11 protein-coding genes and 1 pseudogene are annotated in these 16,861 nt (G+C 53.2%); 10 read left to right on the forward strand and 2 right to left on the reverse strand.

Annotated features, from left to right (window positions below; translation table 11 throughout):
- The 9 genes and pseudogenes from RMR24_RS13320 to RMR24_RS13360 all read left to right on the forward strand — a co-directional run.
- Positions 1-121: pseudogene (locus RMR24_RS13320) on the forward strand (50S ribosomal protein L10); the annotation flags it as partial.
- Positions 122-160: 39 nt separating this feature from the next.
- Complete coding sequence (gene rplL / locus RMR24_RS13325; protein WP_310615566.1) at positions 161-532, forward strand: 50S ribosomal protein L7/L12; 372 nt, start codon at positions 161-163, stop codon at positions 530-532.
- Between the two features lie 258 nt (positions 533-790).
- The gene (gene rpoB / locus RMR24_RS13330) at positions 791-4,903 is read left to right on the forward strand and encodes a DNA-directed RNA polymerase subunit beta (RefSeq protein ID WP_310615567.1); all 4,113 of its coding nucleotides are present in this window, start codon (positions 791-793) and stop codon (positions 4,901-4,903) included.
- A 28-nt stretch (positions 4,904-4,931) separates the two neighbouring features.
- Positions 4,932-9,158, forward strand: a complete 4,227-nt coding sequence (rpoC, locus tag RMR24_RS13335) for a DNA-directed RNA polymerase subunit beta' (RefSeq protein WP_310615568.1) — start codon at positions 4,932-4,934, stop codon at positions 9,156-9,158.
- Between the two features lie 74 nt (positions 9,159-9,232).
- Positions 9,233-9,790: a LemA family protein gene (locus RMR24_RS13340; protein WP_310615569.1), complete on the forward strand. Its 558-nt coding sequence runs from the start codon at positions 9,233-9,235 to the stop codon at positions 9,788-9,790.
- The gene (gene rsmB / locus RMR24_RS13345) at positions 9,787-11,127 is read left to right on the forward strand and encodes a 16S rRNA (cytosine(967)-C(5))-methyltransferase RsmB (protein WP_310615570.1); all 1,341 of its coding nucleotides are present in this window, start codon (positions 9,787-9,789) and stop codon (positions 11,125-11,127) included. The genes RMR24_RS13340 and rsmB overlap by 4 nt, the downstream gene beginning before the upstream one ends.
- Positions 11,084-11,734, forward strand: coding sequence for a DUF4390 domain-containing protein (locus RMR24_RS13350; RefSeq protein WP_310615571.1), 651 nt, complete (start codon positions 11,084-11,086; stop codon positions 11,732-11,734). Before rsmB ends, RMR24_RS13350 begins: the two co-directional genes overlap by 44 nt.
- The gene (locus RMR24_RS13355; RefSeq protein ID WP_310615572.1) at positions 11,731-14,010 is read left to right on the forward strand and encodes an ATP-binding protein; all 2,280 of its coding nucleotides are present in this window, start codon (positions 11,731-11,733) and stop codon (positions 14,008-14,010) included. The genes RMR24_RS13350 and RMR24_RS13355 overlap by 4 nt, the downstream gene beginning before the upstream one ends.
- A gap of 21 nt (positions 14,011-14,031) precedes the next feature.
- Positions 14,032-14,688, forward strand: a complete 657-nt coding sequence (locus RMR24_RS13360; protein ID WP_310615573.1) for a response regulator — start codon at positions 14,032-14,034, stop codon at positions 14,686-14,688.
- Between the two features lie 376 nt (positions 14,689-15,064).
- On the opposite strand, the gene RMR24_RS13365 is transcribed toward RMR24_RS13360, so the two are convergent.
- Entirely contained in the window at positions 15,065-15,406 is a 342-nt protein-coding gene (locus RMR24_RS13365) for a hypothetical protein (protein WP_310615574.1), read from the reverse strand.
- A gap of 19 nt (positions 15,407-15,425) precedes the next feature.
- Between RMR24_RS13365 and RMR24_RS13370 the strand changes: the two genes are divergently transcribed.
- Complete coding sequence (locus RMR24_RS13370; RefSeq protein WP_310615575.1) at positions 15,426-15,809, forward strand: hypothetical protein; 384 nt, start codon at positions 15,426-15,428, stop codon at positions 15,807-15,809.
- A 310-nt stretch (positions 15,810-16,119) separates the two neighbouring features.
- Here the strand turns inward: RMR24_RS13370 and RMR24_RS13375 are convergent, their stop codons facing one another.
- Complete coding sequence (locus tag RMR24_RS13375) at positions 16,120-16,584, reverse strand: hypothetical protein (RefSeq protein ID WP_310615576.1); 465 nt, start codon at positions 16,582-16,584, stop codon at positions 16,120-16,122.
- Positions 16,585-16,861 lie beyond the last annotated feature (277 nt).

Consider the following 16,861-nt stretch of genomic DNA (forward strand, 5'->3'; position numbering starts at 1 on the left):
CATCCCTTCGAAAGAAGTGTTGTTGGCTCAGTTGTGTGGCTTGTTGATGTCGCCTATGTCTCGCACCGCAGTGGTGTTGGGCGCTTTGGCTGCTCAAAAAGGCGAAACAGCTGCCGCTTAATGCGCAGCTTGTGTTTTAACTAATTGTTAGGAAATAAAAATGGCATTCGATAAAGACGCATTTTTGACCGCGCTCGACAGCATGACGGTCTTGGAACTCAACGACTTGGTGAAAGCCATCGAAGAGAAGTTTGGCGTGAGCGCTGCCGCTATGGCTGCTCCTGCTGCTGCTGGTGGCGGTGCTGCCGCTGCTGAAGAGAAGACCGAATTCAACGTCGTTCTGCTCGAAGCTGGTGCAAACAAAGTGTCCGTGATTAAAGCAGTTCGCGAAATCACCGGTCTGGGCTTGAAAGAAGCCAAAGACATGGTTGACGGCGCTCCAAAGGCTGTGAAAGAAGGCGCTTCTAAGGCTGACGCTGAAGCCGCTAAGAAGAAGCTCGAAGAAGCTGGTGCTAAGGTTGAACTGAAGTAATTCGGTTCCCCTTCAAGGCTGGAGTGTCCCTATTAGGGCCTCCAGCCTTCTGTGCTTACAGAGCGCACCCATAAGCGGGTTGAAATCAACCTTCTTTTGAGTGTCTTCTGACCCCAACTGCAGAAGATGCCTTGGTTCGGGTTGCGTGCAATGCGCAACCGTCCGCCAACGCTGGTAGAGGCCAGCCGCCAAGCCTGATGTATGTGACGTGATGTCACATGCAGAAAACAGTTCTGAAAGATCAAGCCCGGAGATCTCATGGCCTATTCATACACCGAACGCAAGCGTATCCGCAAGAGTTTCGGCAGCCGCGACAGCGTGCTGGAAATTCCTTATTTGTTGCAAATGCAAAAAGACGCGTACACCGCGTTCTTGCAAGCTGATGCCGTCCCTAAAAAGCGTACCAACGAAGGTCTGCAAGCTGCTTTTGAAGCTGCGTTCCCCATCGTGTCGCACAACGGTTTTGTCGAGATGAAATATCTCGAATACAACTTGGCCAAGCCCGCCTTTGACGTGCGCGAATGCCAAACCCGCGGTTTGACTTTCTCTTCAGCTGTACGCGCTCGCGTGCAACTCATCATTTATGACCGTGAGTCTTCGACACCACAGTCCAAAGTGGTCAAGGAAGTGAAAGAGCAAGAGGTCTACATGGGCGAAGTGCCTTTGATGACCGACAAAGGCTCCTTCATCATCAACGGTACCGAGCGCGTGATCGTGTCTCAGTTGCACCGTTCGCCTGGCGTGTTCTTTGAACACGACAAGGGCAAGACACACAGCTCTGGCAAATTGTTGTTCAGCGCACGCATCATCCCTTACCGCGGTTCATGGCTCGACTTTGAATTCGATCCTAAAGACTTGCTGTACTTCCGCGTCGACCGTCGTCGCAAGATGCCCGTGTCTATTCTGTTGAAAGCCATTGGCTTGACACCAGAAACCATCCTTGCGAACTTCTTCGTGAACGACAACTTCCGCTTGATGGACAGCGGCGCACAAATGGAATTTGTGGCCGAGCGTCTGCGCGGCGAAGTCGCTCGCTTTGACATCACCGACAAAGCCGGCAAAGTGATCGTTGCCAAAGACAAGCGCGTGACGGCACGTCACACCCGCGAGTTGGACGAAAGCAAAACCACGCACATCAGCGTGCCCGAAGACTTCTTGATTGGCCGCGTGTTGGCCAAGAACATCATCGACGGCGACACTGGCGAATTGATTGCCCGTGCCAACGATGAGTTGACAGAAGCCTTGCTCAAGAAATTGCGCGAAGCCGGTGTGCAAGAACTCCAATGTATCTACACCAACGAACTCGACCAAGGTGCGTACATTTCGCAAACCTTGCGCACGGATGAAACCGTGGACGAATTCGCTGCACGCGTGGCCATCTACCGCATGATGCGCCCTGGCGAGCCACCGACAGAAGACGCGGTGCAAGCCTTGTTCCAACGTTTGTTCTACAACCCAGACACGTACGATTTGTCGCGCGTGGGTCGTATGAAGTTCAACGCCAAAGTGGGCACACCAGAATCCACAGGCCCCATGGTTTTGACCAACGACGACATCTTGTCTGTGGTGAAGATCTTGGTCGACTTGCGCAACGGCCGTGGCGAAGTTGATGACATCGACCACTTGGGTAACCGTCGCGTGCGTTGCGTGGGCGAATTGGCTGAAAACCAATACCGCACAGGTTTGGCACGTATCGAAAAAGCTGTGAAAGAGCGTTTGGGTCAAGCCGAGCAAGAGCCGCTGATGCCTCACGACTTGATCAACTCTAAGCCAATCTCTGCTGCGCTCAAAGAATTCTTCGGCGCATCACAGTTGTCACAGTTCATGGACCAAACCAACCCATTGGCCGAGATCACGCACAAGCGTCGCGTCTCTGCTCTTGGCCCAGGCGGTTTGACGCGCGAACGCGCAGGCTTTGAAGTTCGTGACGTGCACGTGACCCACTACGGTCGTGTGTGCCCCATCGAAACACCAGAAGGTCCAAACATTGGTTTGATCAACTCATTGGCTTTGTACGCCCGTTTGAACGAGTACGGTTTCATTGAAACTCCGTACCGTCGCGTGGTCGATGCCAAAGTGACGATGGACATCGATTACTTGTCCGCCATCGAAGAAGGCAAATACGTCATCGCCCAGGCCAACGCGGCATTGGACAAAGACGGCAAGCTGACGGGCGACTTGGTGTCTGCCCGTGAAAACGGCGAATCAATTTTGTGCGGCGCAGAGCGTATCCAGTACATGGACGTGTCGCCAGCTCAGATCGTGTCAGTGGCGGCCTCTTTGGTTCCGTTCCTCGAGCACGATGACGCAAACCGCGCGTTGATGGGTGCCAACATGTCACGTCAAGCCGTGCCTGTGTTGCGTCCAGAAAAGCCAATGGTCGGTACCGGCATCGAGCGCGTTGCTGCGGTCGACTCAGGCACTGTGGTGACCGCTACTCGTGGCGGCGTGGTTGACTATGTCGACGCAACTCGTGTTGTGGTTCGCGTGAACGACGCCGAAGCCACAGCTGGCGAAGTGGGCGTGGACATCTACAACCTCATCAAGTACCAACGTTCTAACCAAAACACCAACATCCATCAGCGTCCGATCGTCAAGCGTGGCGACAAGATTGCCAAGGGCGATGTGGTGGCTGACGGCGCGTCAACAGACCTCGGCGAAATCGCCATCGGTCAAAACATGTTGATCGCTTTCATGCCTTGGAACGGCTACAACTTCGAAGACTCGATCTTGATCAGCGAGCGCGTGGTGGCAGAAGACCGCTACACCTCGATCCACATCGAAGAGCTCGTGGTGATGGCTCGCGACACAAAGTTGGGTGCGGAAGAAATCACACGCGATATTCCAAACTTGGCTGAGCAACAACTCAACCGATTGGATGACTCCGGCATCATCTACGTGGGTGCAGAAGTGCAACCCGGCGACACACTGGTCGGCAAGGTCACGCCAAAAGGCGAAACCACGCTGACACCAGAAGAAAAACTGTTGCGCGCCATCTTCGGCGAAAAAGCCAGCGATGTGAAAGACACATCACTGCGCGTGAGCCAAGGTTCGCAAGGCACGGTCATCGACGTGCAAGTCTTCACCCGTGAAGGCATCGTGCGTGACAAGCGTGCTCAGCAAATTATTGATGACGAACTCAAGCGTTTCCGTCTCGACTTGAACGACCAGCTCCGCATCGTGGAAGCTGACGCGTTTGACCGTATCGAAAAACTCTTGAACGGCAAAACCGCCAACGGTGGTCCTAACAAGTTGGCCAAGGGCAGCAAGATCGACAAGGCCTATTTGGCTTCTGTCGAGAAGTTCCACTGGTTCGACATCCGTCCTTCTGATGAAGAAACTGCAGGTCAGTTGGAAAGCATCAAGAATGCGATGGAACAAACCCGTCACAGCTTTGACTTGGCCTTCGAAGAGAAGCGCAAGAAGTTGACGCAAGGCGATGAGTTGCCAGCAGGCGTGTTGAAGATGGTCAAGGTCTACTTGGCCGTCAAGCGTCGCTTGCAGCCTGGTGACAAGATGGCCGGTCGTCACGGTAACAAGGGTGTGGTGTCAAAGATCGTTCCAGTCGAAGACATGCCTTACATGGCCGACGGCACACCTTGCGACATCGTGTTGAACCCCTTGGGCGTTCCTTCACGTATGAACGTGGGTCAGGTGTTGGAAGTTCACTTGGGTTGGGCGGGTAAAGGTATTGGCCAACGCATTGGCAACATGCTCCAAGAGCAAGCCAAAGCCGCTGAGATCCGCGCCTTCATGGAAGAGTTGTACAACGGTTCTGGCCGCAAGGAAGACCTGAGCAAGCTCAACGACACGCAAATTGTCGAGATGGCTGGCAACTTGACCAACGGCGTGCCTTTTGCAACTCCCGTGTTCGACGGCGCTGCAGAAGAAGACATCCGCACCATGTTGAAGTTGGCTTACCCAGATGACATCGCCAAGGCGAAGGGTCTGACAGCCACACGCACACAAGCGAACTTGTTTGACGGTCGTACCGGCGAAGCTTTCGAGCGTCCAACCACCATCGGCTACATGCACTTCTTGAAGCTCCACCATTTGGTCGACGACAAGATGCACGCTCGTTCTACCGGCCCATACAGCTTGGTCACACAGCAGCCGCTGGGTGGTAAGGCGCAGTTCGGTGGCCAGCGTTTCGGTGAGATGGAAGTGTGGGCTTTGGAAGCTTACGGCGCGTCTTACACATTGCAAGAAATGTTGACCGTCAAGTCCGACGACGTGCAAGGCCGTACCAAGGTGTACGAGAGCATTGTCAAAGGCGAGCACTCGATCGAAGCGGGCATGCCCGAATCGTTCAACGTGTTGGTCAAAGAAATTCGTTCATTGGGCATCGACATTGAGTTGGACCGCGCTTAAGCGGTTTGACGACATAAGGATTTAAAACATGAAATCATTACTCGACCTGTTCAAGCAGTTCACGCCCGATGAGCATTTCGATGCCATCAAAATTGGTATGGCTTCTCCCGAGAAGATCCGTTCATGGTCTTTCGGCGAAGTCAAAAAGCCAGAAACCATCAACTACCGTACCTTCAAGCCTGAGCGCGATGGTCTGTTTTGCGCCAAGATTTTTGGCCCTATCAAAGACTACGAATGCTTGTGCGGCAAATACAAACGCCTCAAGCACCGTGGCGTCATTTGCGAGAAGTGCGGCGTTGAAGTCACACAAACCAAAGTGCGTCGCGAGCGTATGGGTCACATCGACCTGGCCGCACCTTGCGCACACATCTGGTTCTTGAAGTCACTGCCGTCACGTTTGGGCCTCGTGCTCGACATGACCCTGCGTGACATCGAACGCGTGTTGTACTTTGAAGCATATGTGGTGACCGACCCCGGCATGACACCTTTGAAGAAATTCGCCATCATGTCGGAAGACGACTACGAAGCCAAAGTGGTGGAGTACGGTGACGAATTCATTGCCAAGATGGGCGCTGAAGGCATCAAAGATTTGCTCGAAGGTCTTGATCTCGATGTCGAAATCGAAAAGCTGCGCAACGACCTGACTGGCTCTGAACTCAAGATCAAGAAAAACGCCAAGCGTTTGAAATTGATGGAAGCGTTCAAGAAGTCCGGCATCAAGCCCGAGTGGATGGTTTTGACTGTCTTGCCCGTGTTGCCACCAGATCTGCGCCCCTTGGTGCCGTTGGACGGCGGTCGTTTTGCGACTTCCGATTTGAACGACTTGTACCGTCGCGTGATCAACCGTAACAGCCGCTTGCGTCGTTTGCTCGAGTTGAAGGCGCCTGAAATCATTGCACGCAATGAAAAGCGCATGTTGCAAGAAGCCGTGGACAGCTTGCTGGACAACGGCCGTCGCGGCAAAGCCATGACTGGCGCTAACAAGCGCGCCTTGAAATCTTTGGCCGACATGATCAAAGGTAAGAGCGGTCGTTTCCGTCAAAACTTGCTGGGTAAGCGCGTCGACTACTCAGGTCGTTCCGTGATTACCGTGGGCCCAACTTTGAAGCTGCACCAGTGCGGTTTGCCCAAGTTGATGGCACTCGAGTTGTTCAAGCCCTTCATCTTCTCTCGTCTCGAAGCCATGGGCATCGCGACCACCATCAAGGCTGCGAAGAAAGAAGTTGAATCCGGCTCAGCCGTGGTGTGGGACATCTTGGAAGAGGTGATCAAAGAGCACCCCGTCATGTTGAACCGTGCGCCCACGCTGCACCGCTTGGGTATTCAAGCGTTCGAACCTATCCTGATCGAAGGTAAAGCCATTCAGTTGCACCCACTGGTCTGTTCAGCGTTCAACGCCGACTTCGACGGTGACCAAATGGCCGTTCACGTGCCTTTGTCTGTGGAAGCACAGATGGAAGCCCGTACTTTGATGCTGGCGTCGAACAACATCTTGTTCCCTGCCAACGGCGAACCTTCCATCGTTCCTTCACAAGACGTTGTGTTGGGCTTGTACTACGCCACCCGTGACCGTGTGAACGGCAAGGGCGAAGGCTTGGTGTTTGCCAACTTGACCGAAGTGCAACGTGCTTTGGACGCTGGCGTGGTCGAATTGACCGCCAAAGTGGCCGTGCGTTTGACCGAGTGGACCAAGGACAAAGAAACCGGTGAGTTCGTTCCAAGCACCAGCTTGGTGGACACCACCGTTGGCCGCGCCTTGTTGTCGGAAATCTTGCCTAAGGGCTTGCCTTTCTCCAACATCAACAAGTCGTTGAAGAAGAAAGAAATTTCAAAGCTCATCAACGTGTCATTCCGCAAGTGCGGTTTGAAAGAAACTGTGGTGTTCGCCGACAAGCTGTTGCAAAACGGTTTCCGTTTGGCCACACGCGCTGGTATCTCGATCGCAATTGACGACATGTTGGTGCCGCCAGAAAAAGGCGCCATCATCAGCGCGTCTGAAAAAGAAGTCAAAGACATCGAACAGCAATACGTGTCCGGTTTGGTGACTTCTGGCGAGCGTTACAACAAGGTGGTGGACATCTGGGGCAAGGCAGGCGACGCCGTGTCAAAGGTGATGATGGACCAACTCCGCAAAGAGAAGACCATCGACCGCCATGGCAAAGAAGTCGAGCAAGAATCATTCAACTCCATCTACATGATGGCCGACTCTGGCGCTCGCGGTTCTGCCGCTCAGATTCGTCAGTTGGCTGGTATGCGTGGCTTGATGGCCAAGCCTGACGGCTCCATCATTGAGACACCCATCACGGCGAACTTCCGTGAAGGTCTGAACGTGTTGCAGTACTTTATTTCCACCCACGGTGCACGTAAAGGTCTGGCTGACACGGCGTTGAAGACAGCGAACTCGGGTTACTTGACACGTCGTTTGGTTGATGTGACGCAAGACTTGGTGGTCACTGATCACGATTGCGGCACGACCAACGGTCAACTGATGCGCGCCATCGTTGAAGGCGGTGAAGTGATCGAATCCTTGCGCGACCGCATCTTGGGCCGCACAGCGATTGAAGATGTACTCAACCCAGAAACACGTGCTGTGTTGGTCAAAGCTGGCGTCATGCTGGACGAAGACATCATTGACGAAATCGAAGCTGCAGGCGTCGACGAGGTCAAAGTGCGCACCGCATTGAATTGCGAAACACGCTTCGGCTTGTGCGCCATGTGTTACGGCCGTGACTTGGGTCGCGGTGGCTTGGTCAACAACGGTGAAGCTGTCGGCGTGATCGCTGCCCAGTCCATCGGTGAACCCGGCACACAGCTGACCATGCGTACCTTCCACATCGGTGGTGCAGCGTCTCGTGCGGCTGTCGCGTCTAGCGTCGAAGCCAAGTCAAACGGCGTGATTGGCTTTAACGCCACCATGCGTTATGTGTCCAACTCCAAAGGTGAGTTGGTGGTGATTTCTCGCTCTGGCGAGATCGTCATCCATGACGAACATGGCCGTGAGCGTGAGCGTCACAAAGTGCCATACGGTGCGATCTTGGCCATCAAGCCAGACCAAACCATCAAGGCTGGTGTGATCTTGGCGAACTGGGATCCATTGACACGACCCATCATCACCGAATTCGCCGGTAAGGTGCAATTCGAGAACGTCGAAGAAGGCCTCACTGTGGCCAAGCAAATGGACGAAGTCACTGGCTTGTCCACCTTGGTGGTGATTGACCCGAAACGTCGCGGTTCGACCAAAGTGGTTCGCCCACAGGTTAAGCTGATCGATGCGTCTGGCAAAGAAGTCAAGATTCCTGGCACAGACCACCCCGTGACGATTGGTTTCCAAATTGGCGCCTTGCTGCAAGTGCGCGACGGCATGGATGTGGGCCCAGGCGAAGTCTTGGCACGTATCCCTGTTGAAGGTCAAAAGACCCGCGACATTACCGGCGGTTTGCCACGCGTGGCCGAACTGTTCGAAGCACGCAGTCCCAAGGACAAGGGCATGTTGGCTGAGATGACAGGTACTGTGTCGTTTGGTAAAGAAACCAAAGGCAAGGTTCGCTTGCAGATCACGGATCCAGAAGGCAAAGTCTGGGACGAACTCATTCCTAAAGAGAAGAACATCTTGGTCCACGAAGGCCAAGTGGTCAACAAAGGTGAGAGCGTTGTGGACGGCCCAGCTGACCCACAAGACATCTTGCGTTTGCTCGGCATGGAAGAGTTGGCGCGCTACATCGTTGACGAAGTGCAAGACGTTTACCGCTTGCAAGGCGTGAAGATCAACGACAAGCACATCGAAGTGATCGTGCGTCAAATGTTGCGTCGTGTCGTGGTCGGTAGCGTGGGTGACTCCAACTACATCGCTGGCGAACAAGTGGAACGTTCTGAAATTCTTAACACCAACGAAGCGCTCATGCGTGATGGCAAAGTCCCCGCGACTTTCACCAACTTGTTGTTGGGTATTACCAAGGCGTCCTTGTCGACCGACTCGTTCATCTCTGCGGCTTCTTTCCAAGAAACCACACGTGTGTTGACCGAAGCGGCCATCATGGGCAAGCGCGACGAATTGCGTGGCTTGAAAGAAAACGTCATTGTTGGTCGCCTGATTCCTGCAGGTACCGGCATGGCTTATCACAAAGCCCGCAAGGTCAAAGACGCGATGGACGACGCTGAGCGCCGCGCCATTGCGGATGCCGAAGCAGCTGAGTTGGCTGGAGAGTCTTCAGACGAAGAAACTCAAGTCGATCACGGCGCTGGCGAAGAAGCGTAAAGTGACCCTCTCAACAAAGGCCCGAAAGGGCCTTTGTTGTTTGGGCTCAACGGTAAAAACACAAGGAGTTCAACATGCTCGATGCGTGGTGGTTTTGGCTGTTCGTGGCCGTGATGGTGTTTTGGAGTGTGGGCGCCTACCGCCGTTTGGTGGGTTTGCGCACAGCGGTGATCAAACAGTTTGCCGTGCTCGAAGAGCTCATGCTGCGTTACCAAGCCTTGGTGCAAGAAGCCACGACCGCAGCTGTTACCTCGCCTTCGGGTTGGCAAACGGCGGTATCGCCTGAGATGGGTGCCAGCCATTGGACGCGTTTACAAGTGGCTGCCAATTTATCGGCCATGGCACTGGCGCGTATGCAAGAGCATCCGTTGGAGCCTGCATCGGCCATTGCTTTGGTGGCAACCAGCCGTGATTTACAAGAAGCATGGGAGTCGCTCACGCACCCCGATGTGTATTACGTCTCTGTCCCGGCCGAGTTGACGCAGCGTTGGGCTGAATTGGGCATTTCTATTCAGCCTGATCTGCAGCGCTTCAACCAAGCAGTGGCTAATTACAACGAATCGATTGACATGTTTCCTGCCACATGGATGGCGCGCATGTTTAAGTTCAAACCCGGACGTCTATTGGAATGAATGATCACAAAAACACATCTGTCCCACTGTGGCAGCAGCTGCAAGCTGTGGCCCAAGCCTTGGCGCAAGTGCGGCGTGGTGTGTCTGGCACAGCAGCCCTAGAGGCTGTGCCGTCAAGCTTGCGCCCTGGTGTGCAGGCCTTGCTGTTTCAGGCCTTGCGCCAGTTGGGCCGTGCGCAAGCCTTGCGGGCGCAGTTGGCATCGCGTGCACCTGCACCCTTGCCCGATGCTTTGCTGTGCACCGCGTTGGCCTTGGCGTGGGATCCAGACAATGCGCCGTATGAGCCCCACACCTTGGTGAACCAAGCGGTACAAGCTGCGAAGAACACGCGCAGCTTGCAAATGCAGGCTAACTTTCTAAACGCCTGCTTGCGCCGCTTTCTGCGCGAGCGTGATGCCTTGGTCAAAGCCACTGACCACGACGTGCATGCGCAATGGAACCATCCTGAATGGTGGATCAAGCGCCTTCAAAAAGACCACCCTGACCACTGGCAAGACATCTTGCTTGCTAACAACCAAGCGGCACCGATGACCTTGCGGGTGAACACCTCGGCCATCAGCCGTGAAGCCTTGAAAACGGATTGGGAAAACCACGGCTTGTCATCGCAAACGGTGGGTGAACAAGGCTTGGTGCTGGACCAAGCACACGGCGTGCGTGACATTCCCGGCTTTGCCGAAGGTTTGTGCTCGGTGCAAGACGCCGCGGCGCAATGTGCCGCGCAAATGCTGCTCAAAGATTTGGCGCCAGCCAGCCAAGCGCTGCGCGTGCTGGATGCGTGCGCCGCACCCGGCGGCAAAACCGCGCACTTGCTGGAACTGCTCAACGACCAATCGGAAGTTGTGGCACTTGACATTGACCCGCAGCGTTGCGAGCGCATTGCACAAAACATGCAGCGCATTGGTCGCACCGCCCAGGTGATTGCCGCAGACGCCGCGCAAACCAAAACATGGTGGGATGGTCAGCAGTTTGATGCCATTCTTTTGGATGCCCCATGCACCGCCTCTGGCATCGTGCGTCGTCACCCCGATGTGCGTTGGTTGCGTCGTGAAGCGGACATCGACAAACTGGCTGCGATTCAGAAAAACCTGCTGAAGCAGTTGTGGCCTTTGGTCAGGCCGGGCGGACGTTTGTTGTATTGCACTTGCTCGGTTTTCAAGGCCGAGGGTGAGAACCAAGCCAAAACGTTTGTTGAACACAACACCAATGCCCGTTTACTGCCGTCCTTGGGGCATTTAAGGCCCCAAAGTCGTGCAACAAGTGCCGTGCTCACCGACAATCTACCGGGTGATCACGATGGCTTTTACTACGCACTGCTGGAAAAAATTCCTGCGTCTTGAGCCGCTCATTTTGAGCGGCCTCAAACGCGGTCGTTGGGCGTTCTTAGCGCTCAGCTTGGTGCTAGGTGGCATGGCGGCGCACGCCGAAACTCCGGTGGAGCTGCAAGCGCTCAAATTAGAACGCCAAGATGCCGCCATCTACATGTCTGGGACTTGGCAATTTGAGATGCCGTCAGCGTTAGAGGACGCCTTGCTCAAAGGCATCACGCTTTACTTTGTGACCGAGGTCGACATCAGCCAAGAGCGTTGGTATGTTTACAGCCAACGTGTGGCCCACGCCGAGCGCCATGTGCGCTTGTTTTACCAGCCGCTCACCCGCCGTTGGCGCGTCAACGTTTCGCCGCAACCCTTCAACGTGAGTGGTTTGGGCATGAGCCTGGGGCAAAGCTACGACACGGCCGAAGAGGCAATGGGTGTAGTGCGTCGTCTCGTGCAATGGCGCATTGCCAACGCAACAGACTACAACGCAGATGCGAAGCAAACCATCAGCATCAACTTCAAACTTGACCTGAAACAGTTGCCACGTCCCTTGCAGATTGGTGCTGCTGGACAGAGCGATTGGAACATTGGCTACAACAAAACACAGCGCTTGGAGCTCAGGCCATGATTGAGTTGGCTGAAAAGCGCACGCGCCTTTCTAGCTTTCAGTTGCGGTGGTTGTTGGTCATCAGCGCTGCCGTCGTGCTGGGTTTGGGTTTGGTGCTGTTGTTCTTGCTAACGCAAGCCACCGACAACCGAGAGCTGTACGAGCGCAACTACCGCCAACTTTTTGGTCTGAACGTGGTGGTGGCTACCTTGTTGATGGGGGTCATTGCCTGGCTCTCTGTGCGCTTGCTGTTGCGCTTGCGCCAAGGCAAATTTGGCAGTCGCTTGCTGCTCAAAATTGCAGCCACATTTGCGTTGGTTGGTTTTGTACCTGGCTTGTTGATTTACAGCGTGTCGTACCAGTTTGTGTCGCGCTCGATTGAGAGTTGGTTTGATGTGAAGGTGGAAGGTGCGCTGGACGCTGGCCTGAGTTTGGGTCGCACCACGCTCGATACGCTGGCCAATGATTTGGGACAAAAAACACGTTCCGCCAGTTCGCAAATCAATGACTTGCCTGATGCCTCCGTGGGCATTGCGCTGGAGCGCATGAAAGAGCAGCTAGTCGCTGACGATGTGATTTTGTGGAGCACAACGGGGCAAGCCATCGCCAGCGCAGGCGAGTCGCGTTACAAAATCAACCCAGATCGACCCACGCCCATGCAGCTGCGTTTGGTTAAAACACAAAGCGTGGTCACTGCCATTGATGGTTTGGATGAGGCCGAGTTACAGGGCACCGCCAAGGCGCGCATTCGGGCGCTGGTGCTGGTGGCACCTTCTGGTTTGGGCTTGCTCATTGAGCCGCGCGTTTTGCAAATTACCAAAGCCTTGCCGCCCACTTTGGTGAGCAATGCCTTGGCGGTGGAGGTGGCCTACCGCGAATACCAAGAGCGTGCACTCGGGCGCGAGGGCTTGCGCAGCATGTACATCGGCACCTTGACGCTGAGTTTGTTTTTGGCCGTGTTTGGCGCGGTGCTGCTGGCGGTGTTGTTGGGTAACCAGTTGGCGCGTCCGCTGCTTATGCTGGCCGAAGGTGTGCGTGACGTGGCTGCCGGCGACCTGAGCCCTAAGGCAACTTTGCAAGGCAGAGATGAGCTGGGTGGACTCACACGATCTTTTGCCGTGATGACGCAGCAACTGGCCGATGCCCGATCTGCGATTGATCGAAGCATGTTGCAAGTGCACACTTCACGCGCCAATTTGCAAACCATCCTCGACAACCTGACCGCAGGCGTGATTGTGTTGACCGAAGACGGTCGCATCAAATCATCCAACCCTGGCGCCACGCGCATTTTGCGCGTGCCATTGGCCGCATGGGAAGGCCGCGCGTTGAGCGATATCGAAGGTTTGGTGGAGTTTGCCGAGCATGTGCGCCACGAGTTTGATGGCTTCTTAGGCGAACGCAGCCAGCATGGGCTAGACCACTGGCAACAATCGTTTGAGCTGCATGCCACCGCCATTAGCCCAGCCGTTCAGCTGAGTGATGACACGCAACAGCACATCACCTTGCTGGCCCGAGGCGCCGTGCTACCCAACAATGGCCGCTTGCTGGTGTTTGACGACATCTCTGAAATCGTGTCTGCCCAACGCGCGCAAGCTTGGGGCGAAGTGGCGCGTCGATTGGCCCATGAAATTAAAAATCCGCTCACGCCCATTCAACTGTCGGCTGAGCGCCTAGAGATGAAGCTCACCGGTAAGCTGCAAGAGACGGAGCAACTGATTTTGAATAAGTCAGTCAAAACCATCGTTGACCAAGTCGATGCCATGAAGCGCTTGGTCAATGAGTTTCGCGACTACGCCCGCCTGCCCGAGGCCGAGCTCAAACTGCTAGACCTCAACGCTTTGGTGCAAGATGTCATGCAGCTCTATGGCACAGAAAACGCTGCCGTGCCGGTGTATGCCCAGCTCGATGCGGCGTGCCCGTTCATCTTGGGGGATGCGCAGCAGCTGCGCCAAGTGGTGCACAACCTGCTGCAAAACGCGCAAGACGCAACCGAGGGCCAAGCGCATCCCACGGTGTCTATTGCCACACAGTGGGTGGCCTCGTCTGGGCGTGTGCGCTTGGTCGTGCGCGACAACGGACCTGGCTTTCCACCCAAAATTTTGAACCGTGCATTTGAGCCTTATGTCACCACCAAGACCAGAGGCACAGGCCTAGGCTTGGCTGTGGTGAAGAAAATTGCCGACGAACATTCGGCACGCATTGACTTGAAAAATCGTGGATTAGAGGGGCGAGTGATCGGTGCGCAAGTGTCGTTATCATTCCAAGTTGCAGAATCGCAACAAAACCAACTTATTTAATTCAGCGAGACAAATTTAGACATGGCGAACATTTTGGTGGTGGATGACGAGCTTGGCATTCGGGACCTCTTGTTTGAGATCCTCAACGACGAAGGCCATGCGGTTGAAGTGGCAGAAAACGCAGCGCAAGCCCGCTTGGCTCGTCAAGCGGCACGCCCAGATTTGGTCTTGCTGGATATCTGGATGCCCGATACCGATGGCGTGACCCTGCTCAAAGAATGGGCTGGTTCTGGCTTGTTGAACATGCCCGTCATCATGATGAGTGGTCACGCCACCATTGACACCGCCGTAGAAGCCACGCGCATTGGCGCGCAAGCTTTCTTAGAAAAGCCGATCACCCTTCAAAAGCTGCTCAAAGCAGTGGAACAAGGTTTGGCACGCAAGCCCATGGCAGTGCCCGTCAAAGGCGTGGTCTCTGGCGTGAACAAAGATGCCGCGATGGCCGCCTCCACACCGCAAGCCGTGGTGCTGCCCCCTACACACCAAAGCTTTGACTTGGAGCATCCTCTGCGCGAAGCGCGTGATGCTTTTGAGCGTGCTTATTTTGAATACCACTTGACCCAAGAGAACGGTTCAATGACGCGTGTGGCTGATAAAACAGGCTTAGAGCGCACGCATTTGTATCGCAAGCTCAAGCAGTTGGGCGTGGACTTGTCGAAGGCCAAACGTGCTGCTTAGCGGTTGGTTTGTGATACAATTTTGACCTTGGCCCGGTAGCTCAGTTGGTAGAGCAGCGGATTGAAAAAACTAGTACTTTCGGTTAAATCCAGCGTACATGGCAGTTGCAGCACGAAGCAAAAAAGGTGTGTTTTACTTTGTGCGATTTTTTCAGCCAAATTCCAACTTTTCCCCTCAAACTAGACTTTACCTATCAAATTGCTAGACGCGATAGCATTGTTGTGGGCGTTTGAAAAGGGTGTTTTAGGGTGGTGGAAAACAGACGTTTTTATAAGCCCAACAAGCTGCTTTTTGACTGAGTAGCTACCCAGTCCTTCCACCCAGTTTTAACGCTGCTTGCAGGGCTGATTTGACCTGTTTGCACGAAGAAAATTGCCTAAAGTTTTGCGAAGCGATCTGAAATATCGATGCTGTGAAACATCATTGCCATTCTTTGATTAACGATACTTCCGATTTCGGCATCGTTATTGGCTCGTTTCATAGAGGCAGTCACTCCTTCGGCAAGGGATCCAAAAAGAGAGCGAAGGGACACAATTAAAAGCTCAGGTGTTTCAGTGGAGCCCATAACTGGATTTTCGGCTTCATCTACATATCCAAGCATTCGTGCGCGACCTTCACGTACTACTTTAGCGAGCGGTGTGTAGCCATGAAGGAATCCACATCGTGCGCCCCAGAGATCCAATCCTGTGAGTTTTTGGTCTCGGCCTGAAACGGCCATATGCTTATCGCACCATCGTATGAAGATGTCAACCTCCCTAAATGCCAGCGGGCTTCACTATTTCATTTTGGACGAGGTAGACAACCTTTCCAAACTGGCACAACAGAGCCTTAAATCAGTACTGAACACTAAGCGTGCCATCTTCATTCTTACAACCAACAACATTTCGTCGTTGGACAAGGGACTGAAAGACAGGTGTGTGCTGATTGAAATGAATGCGGCAAGTACGGGGCAACTGTTGCCCATTGCCCGCAAAGTAGCCTCTGATTTAAATGTCGTTTTAAACGACGCAGAGTTGACGGCTGAGATCGCTGCAGCCAATGGCTCAATGCGTGAAGTAATGAGCCGCATCAAACGACTTGCCCGACGGTCGCAAACCAAATCTAAAAACATTATTTTTTAACCCAACAAGCCTACTGGAAACAGTAGGCTTTTTTTTGGTCTAAAACTATCGATGCGGATCACTCAGCTTGCAGTTTGGATTTCGCTCCAAGTGCTCAAAGTGAGCTGCCACACTGGGACCATCTCTGTGGGCTCGCACAGGCTTTCCACATTCAATACAAACTAACCGCGCAAGTAGTTCACGCAGCTCTTTGGAACCCGTTTCTCTAATTGCCAATACCTGCTCAACAGTAAGCTCAGCTGGTTCTAATAAACAGGTTGTGGACATTGGCATAGCTATTGTCTATTTCCATATTAATAAATGGCGTCGATCATTTTTCAACTTGCTGCAAGTAGTAAATTCTTGCATCAATTAGCGCTTCATCCAAAGAAGAATAAATTTTTTCATTAAAAATAAACTTCTCCAACGTAGGCTCTTTATGAATATTAAATGCTTTTATCAAATAAATTTTGAAAGAATCATTCTCCAAAATTGCCTCATTTACAGAAAAAACCCTTAACAACGGAGTCTCTTTATTGCCAACATCTACGGATAATTTCTCTAAATTTTTATCAGCGATTGCAACTAGGTTAGCCACATTAGCATTTGACCCATCAGACTCATCTACTGGCTTATGTATTTGTTTTGAATAATATCTTAAAAATGAACCCCCAGCGCAAATAAAAAGTCCAAATGTAAAAGCTTGCGCACCGTTAAATAACCCTAAAAACATAACTAATGCGCCTACTACCACCAACAATGAACCCATGAATTTCATAAGCCATGCATCAACCATAAAAATCCTTTCAGAAAAATTTATAAATTATTCAATAGTTTTAGAAATATTGAAAATGAACGCTCAATCTATGATTTATTTTTTTATTAACTCTAGTGAGTAAAGCTCCAAATGCACGCGCGGTGTACTTTCAATATAGGCGGATTCAAGGACGAAGTGCAACACGCTTTAACGAGGCATGGAATACCTCGTGAGGTGTCTTGAATCCTAGTCGCTTTCTGGGGCGGTGATTCAATCGGTTTTCAATCATAGTCAATTCCTCATCCGTCACGGTTTC

This window comes from Limnohabitans sp., from assembly GCF_031539105.1.
In the GTDB taxonomy this organism is placed as follows: domain Bacteria; phylum Pseudomonadota; class Gammaproteobacteria; order Burkholderiales; family Burkholderiaceae_C; genus Limnohabitans.

Excerpts from the sequence above, each read along its gene's own strand:
- RMR24_RS13350 (WP_310615571.1), top strand. The coding sequence starts at position 11,084 with ATGGCTTTTACTACGCACTGCTGGAAAAAATTCCTGCGTCTTGAGCCG.
- RMR24_RS13365 (WP_310615574.1), bottom strand. The coding sequence starts at position 15,406 with ATGGCCGTTTCAGGCCGAGACCAAAAACTCACAGGATTGGATCTCTGG.
- rpoB (WP_310615567.1), top strand. The coding sequence starts at position 791 with ATGGCCTATTCATACACCGAACGCAAGCGTATCCGCAAGAGTTTCGGC.
- rpoC (WP_310615568.1), top strand. The coding sequence starts at position 4,932 with ATGAAATCATTACTCGACCTGTTCAAGCAGTTCACGCCCGATGAGCAT.
- RMR24_RS13355 (WP_310615572.1), top strand. The coding sequence starts at position 11,731 with ATGATTGAGTTGGCTGAAAAGCGCACGCGCCTTTCTAGCTTTCAGTTG.
- rsmB (WP_310615570.1), top strand. The coding sequence starts at position 9,787 with ATGAATGATCACAAAAACACATCTGTCCCACTGTGGCAGCAGCTGCAA.
- RMR24_RS13375 (WP_310615576.1), bottom strand. The coding sequence starts at position 16,584 with ATGGTTGATGCATGGCTTATGAAATTCATGGGTTCATTGTTGGTGGTA.
- RMR24_RS13360 (WP_310615573.1), top strand. The coding sequence starts at position 14,032 with ATGGCGAACATTTTGGTGGTGGATGACGAGCTTGGCATTCGGGACCTC.
- RMR24_RS13340 (WP_310615569.1), top strand. The coding sequence starts at position 9,233 with ATGCTCGATGCGTGGTGGTTTTGGCTGTTCGTGGCCGTGATGGTGTTT.
- RMR24_RS13370 (WP_310615575.1), top strand. The coding sequence starts at position 15,426 with ATGAAGATGTCAACCTCCCTAAATGCCAGCGGGCTTCACTATTTCATT.
- rplL (WP_310615566.1), top strand. The coding sequence starts at position 161 with ATGGCATTCGATAAAGACGCATTTTTGACCGCGCTCGACAGCATGACG.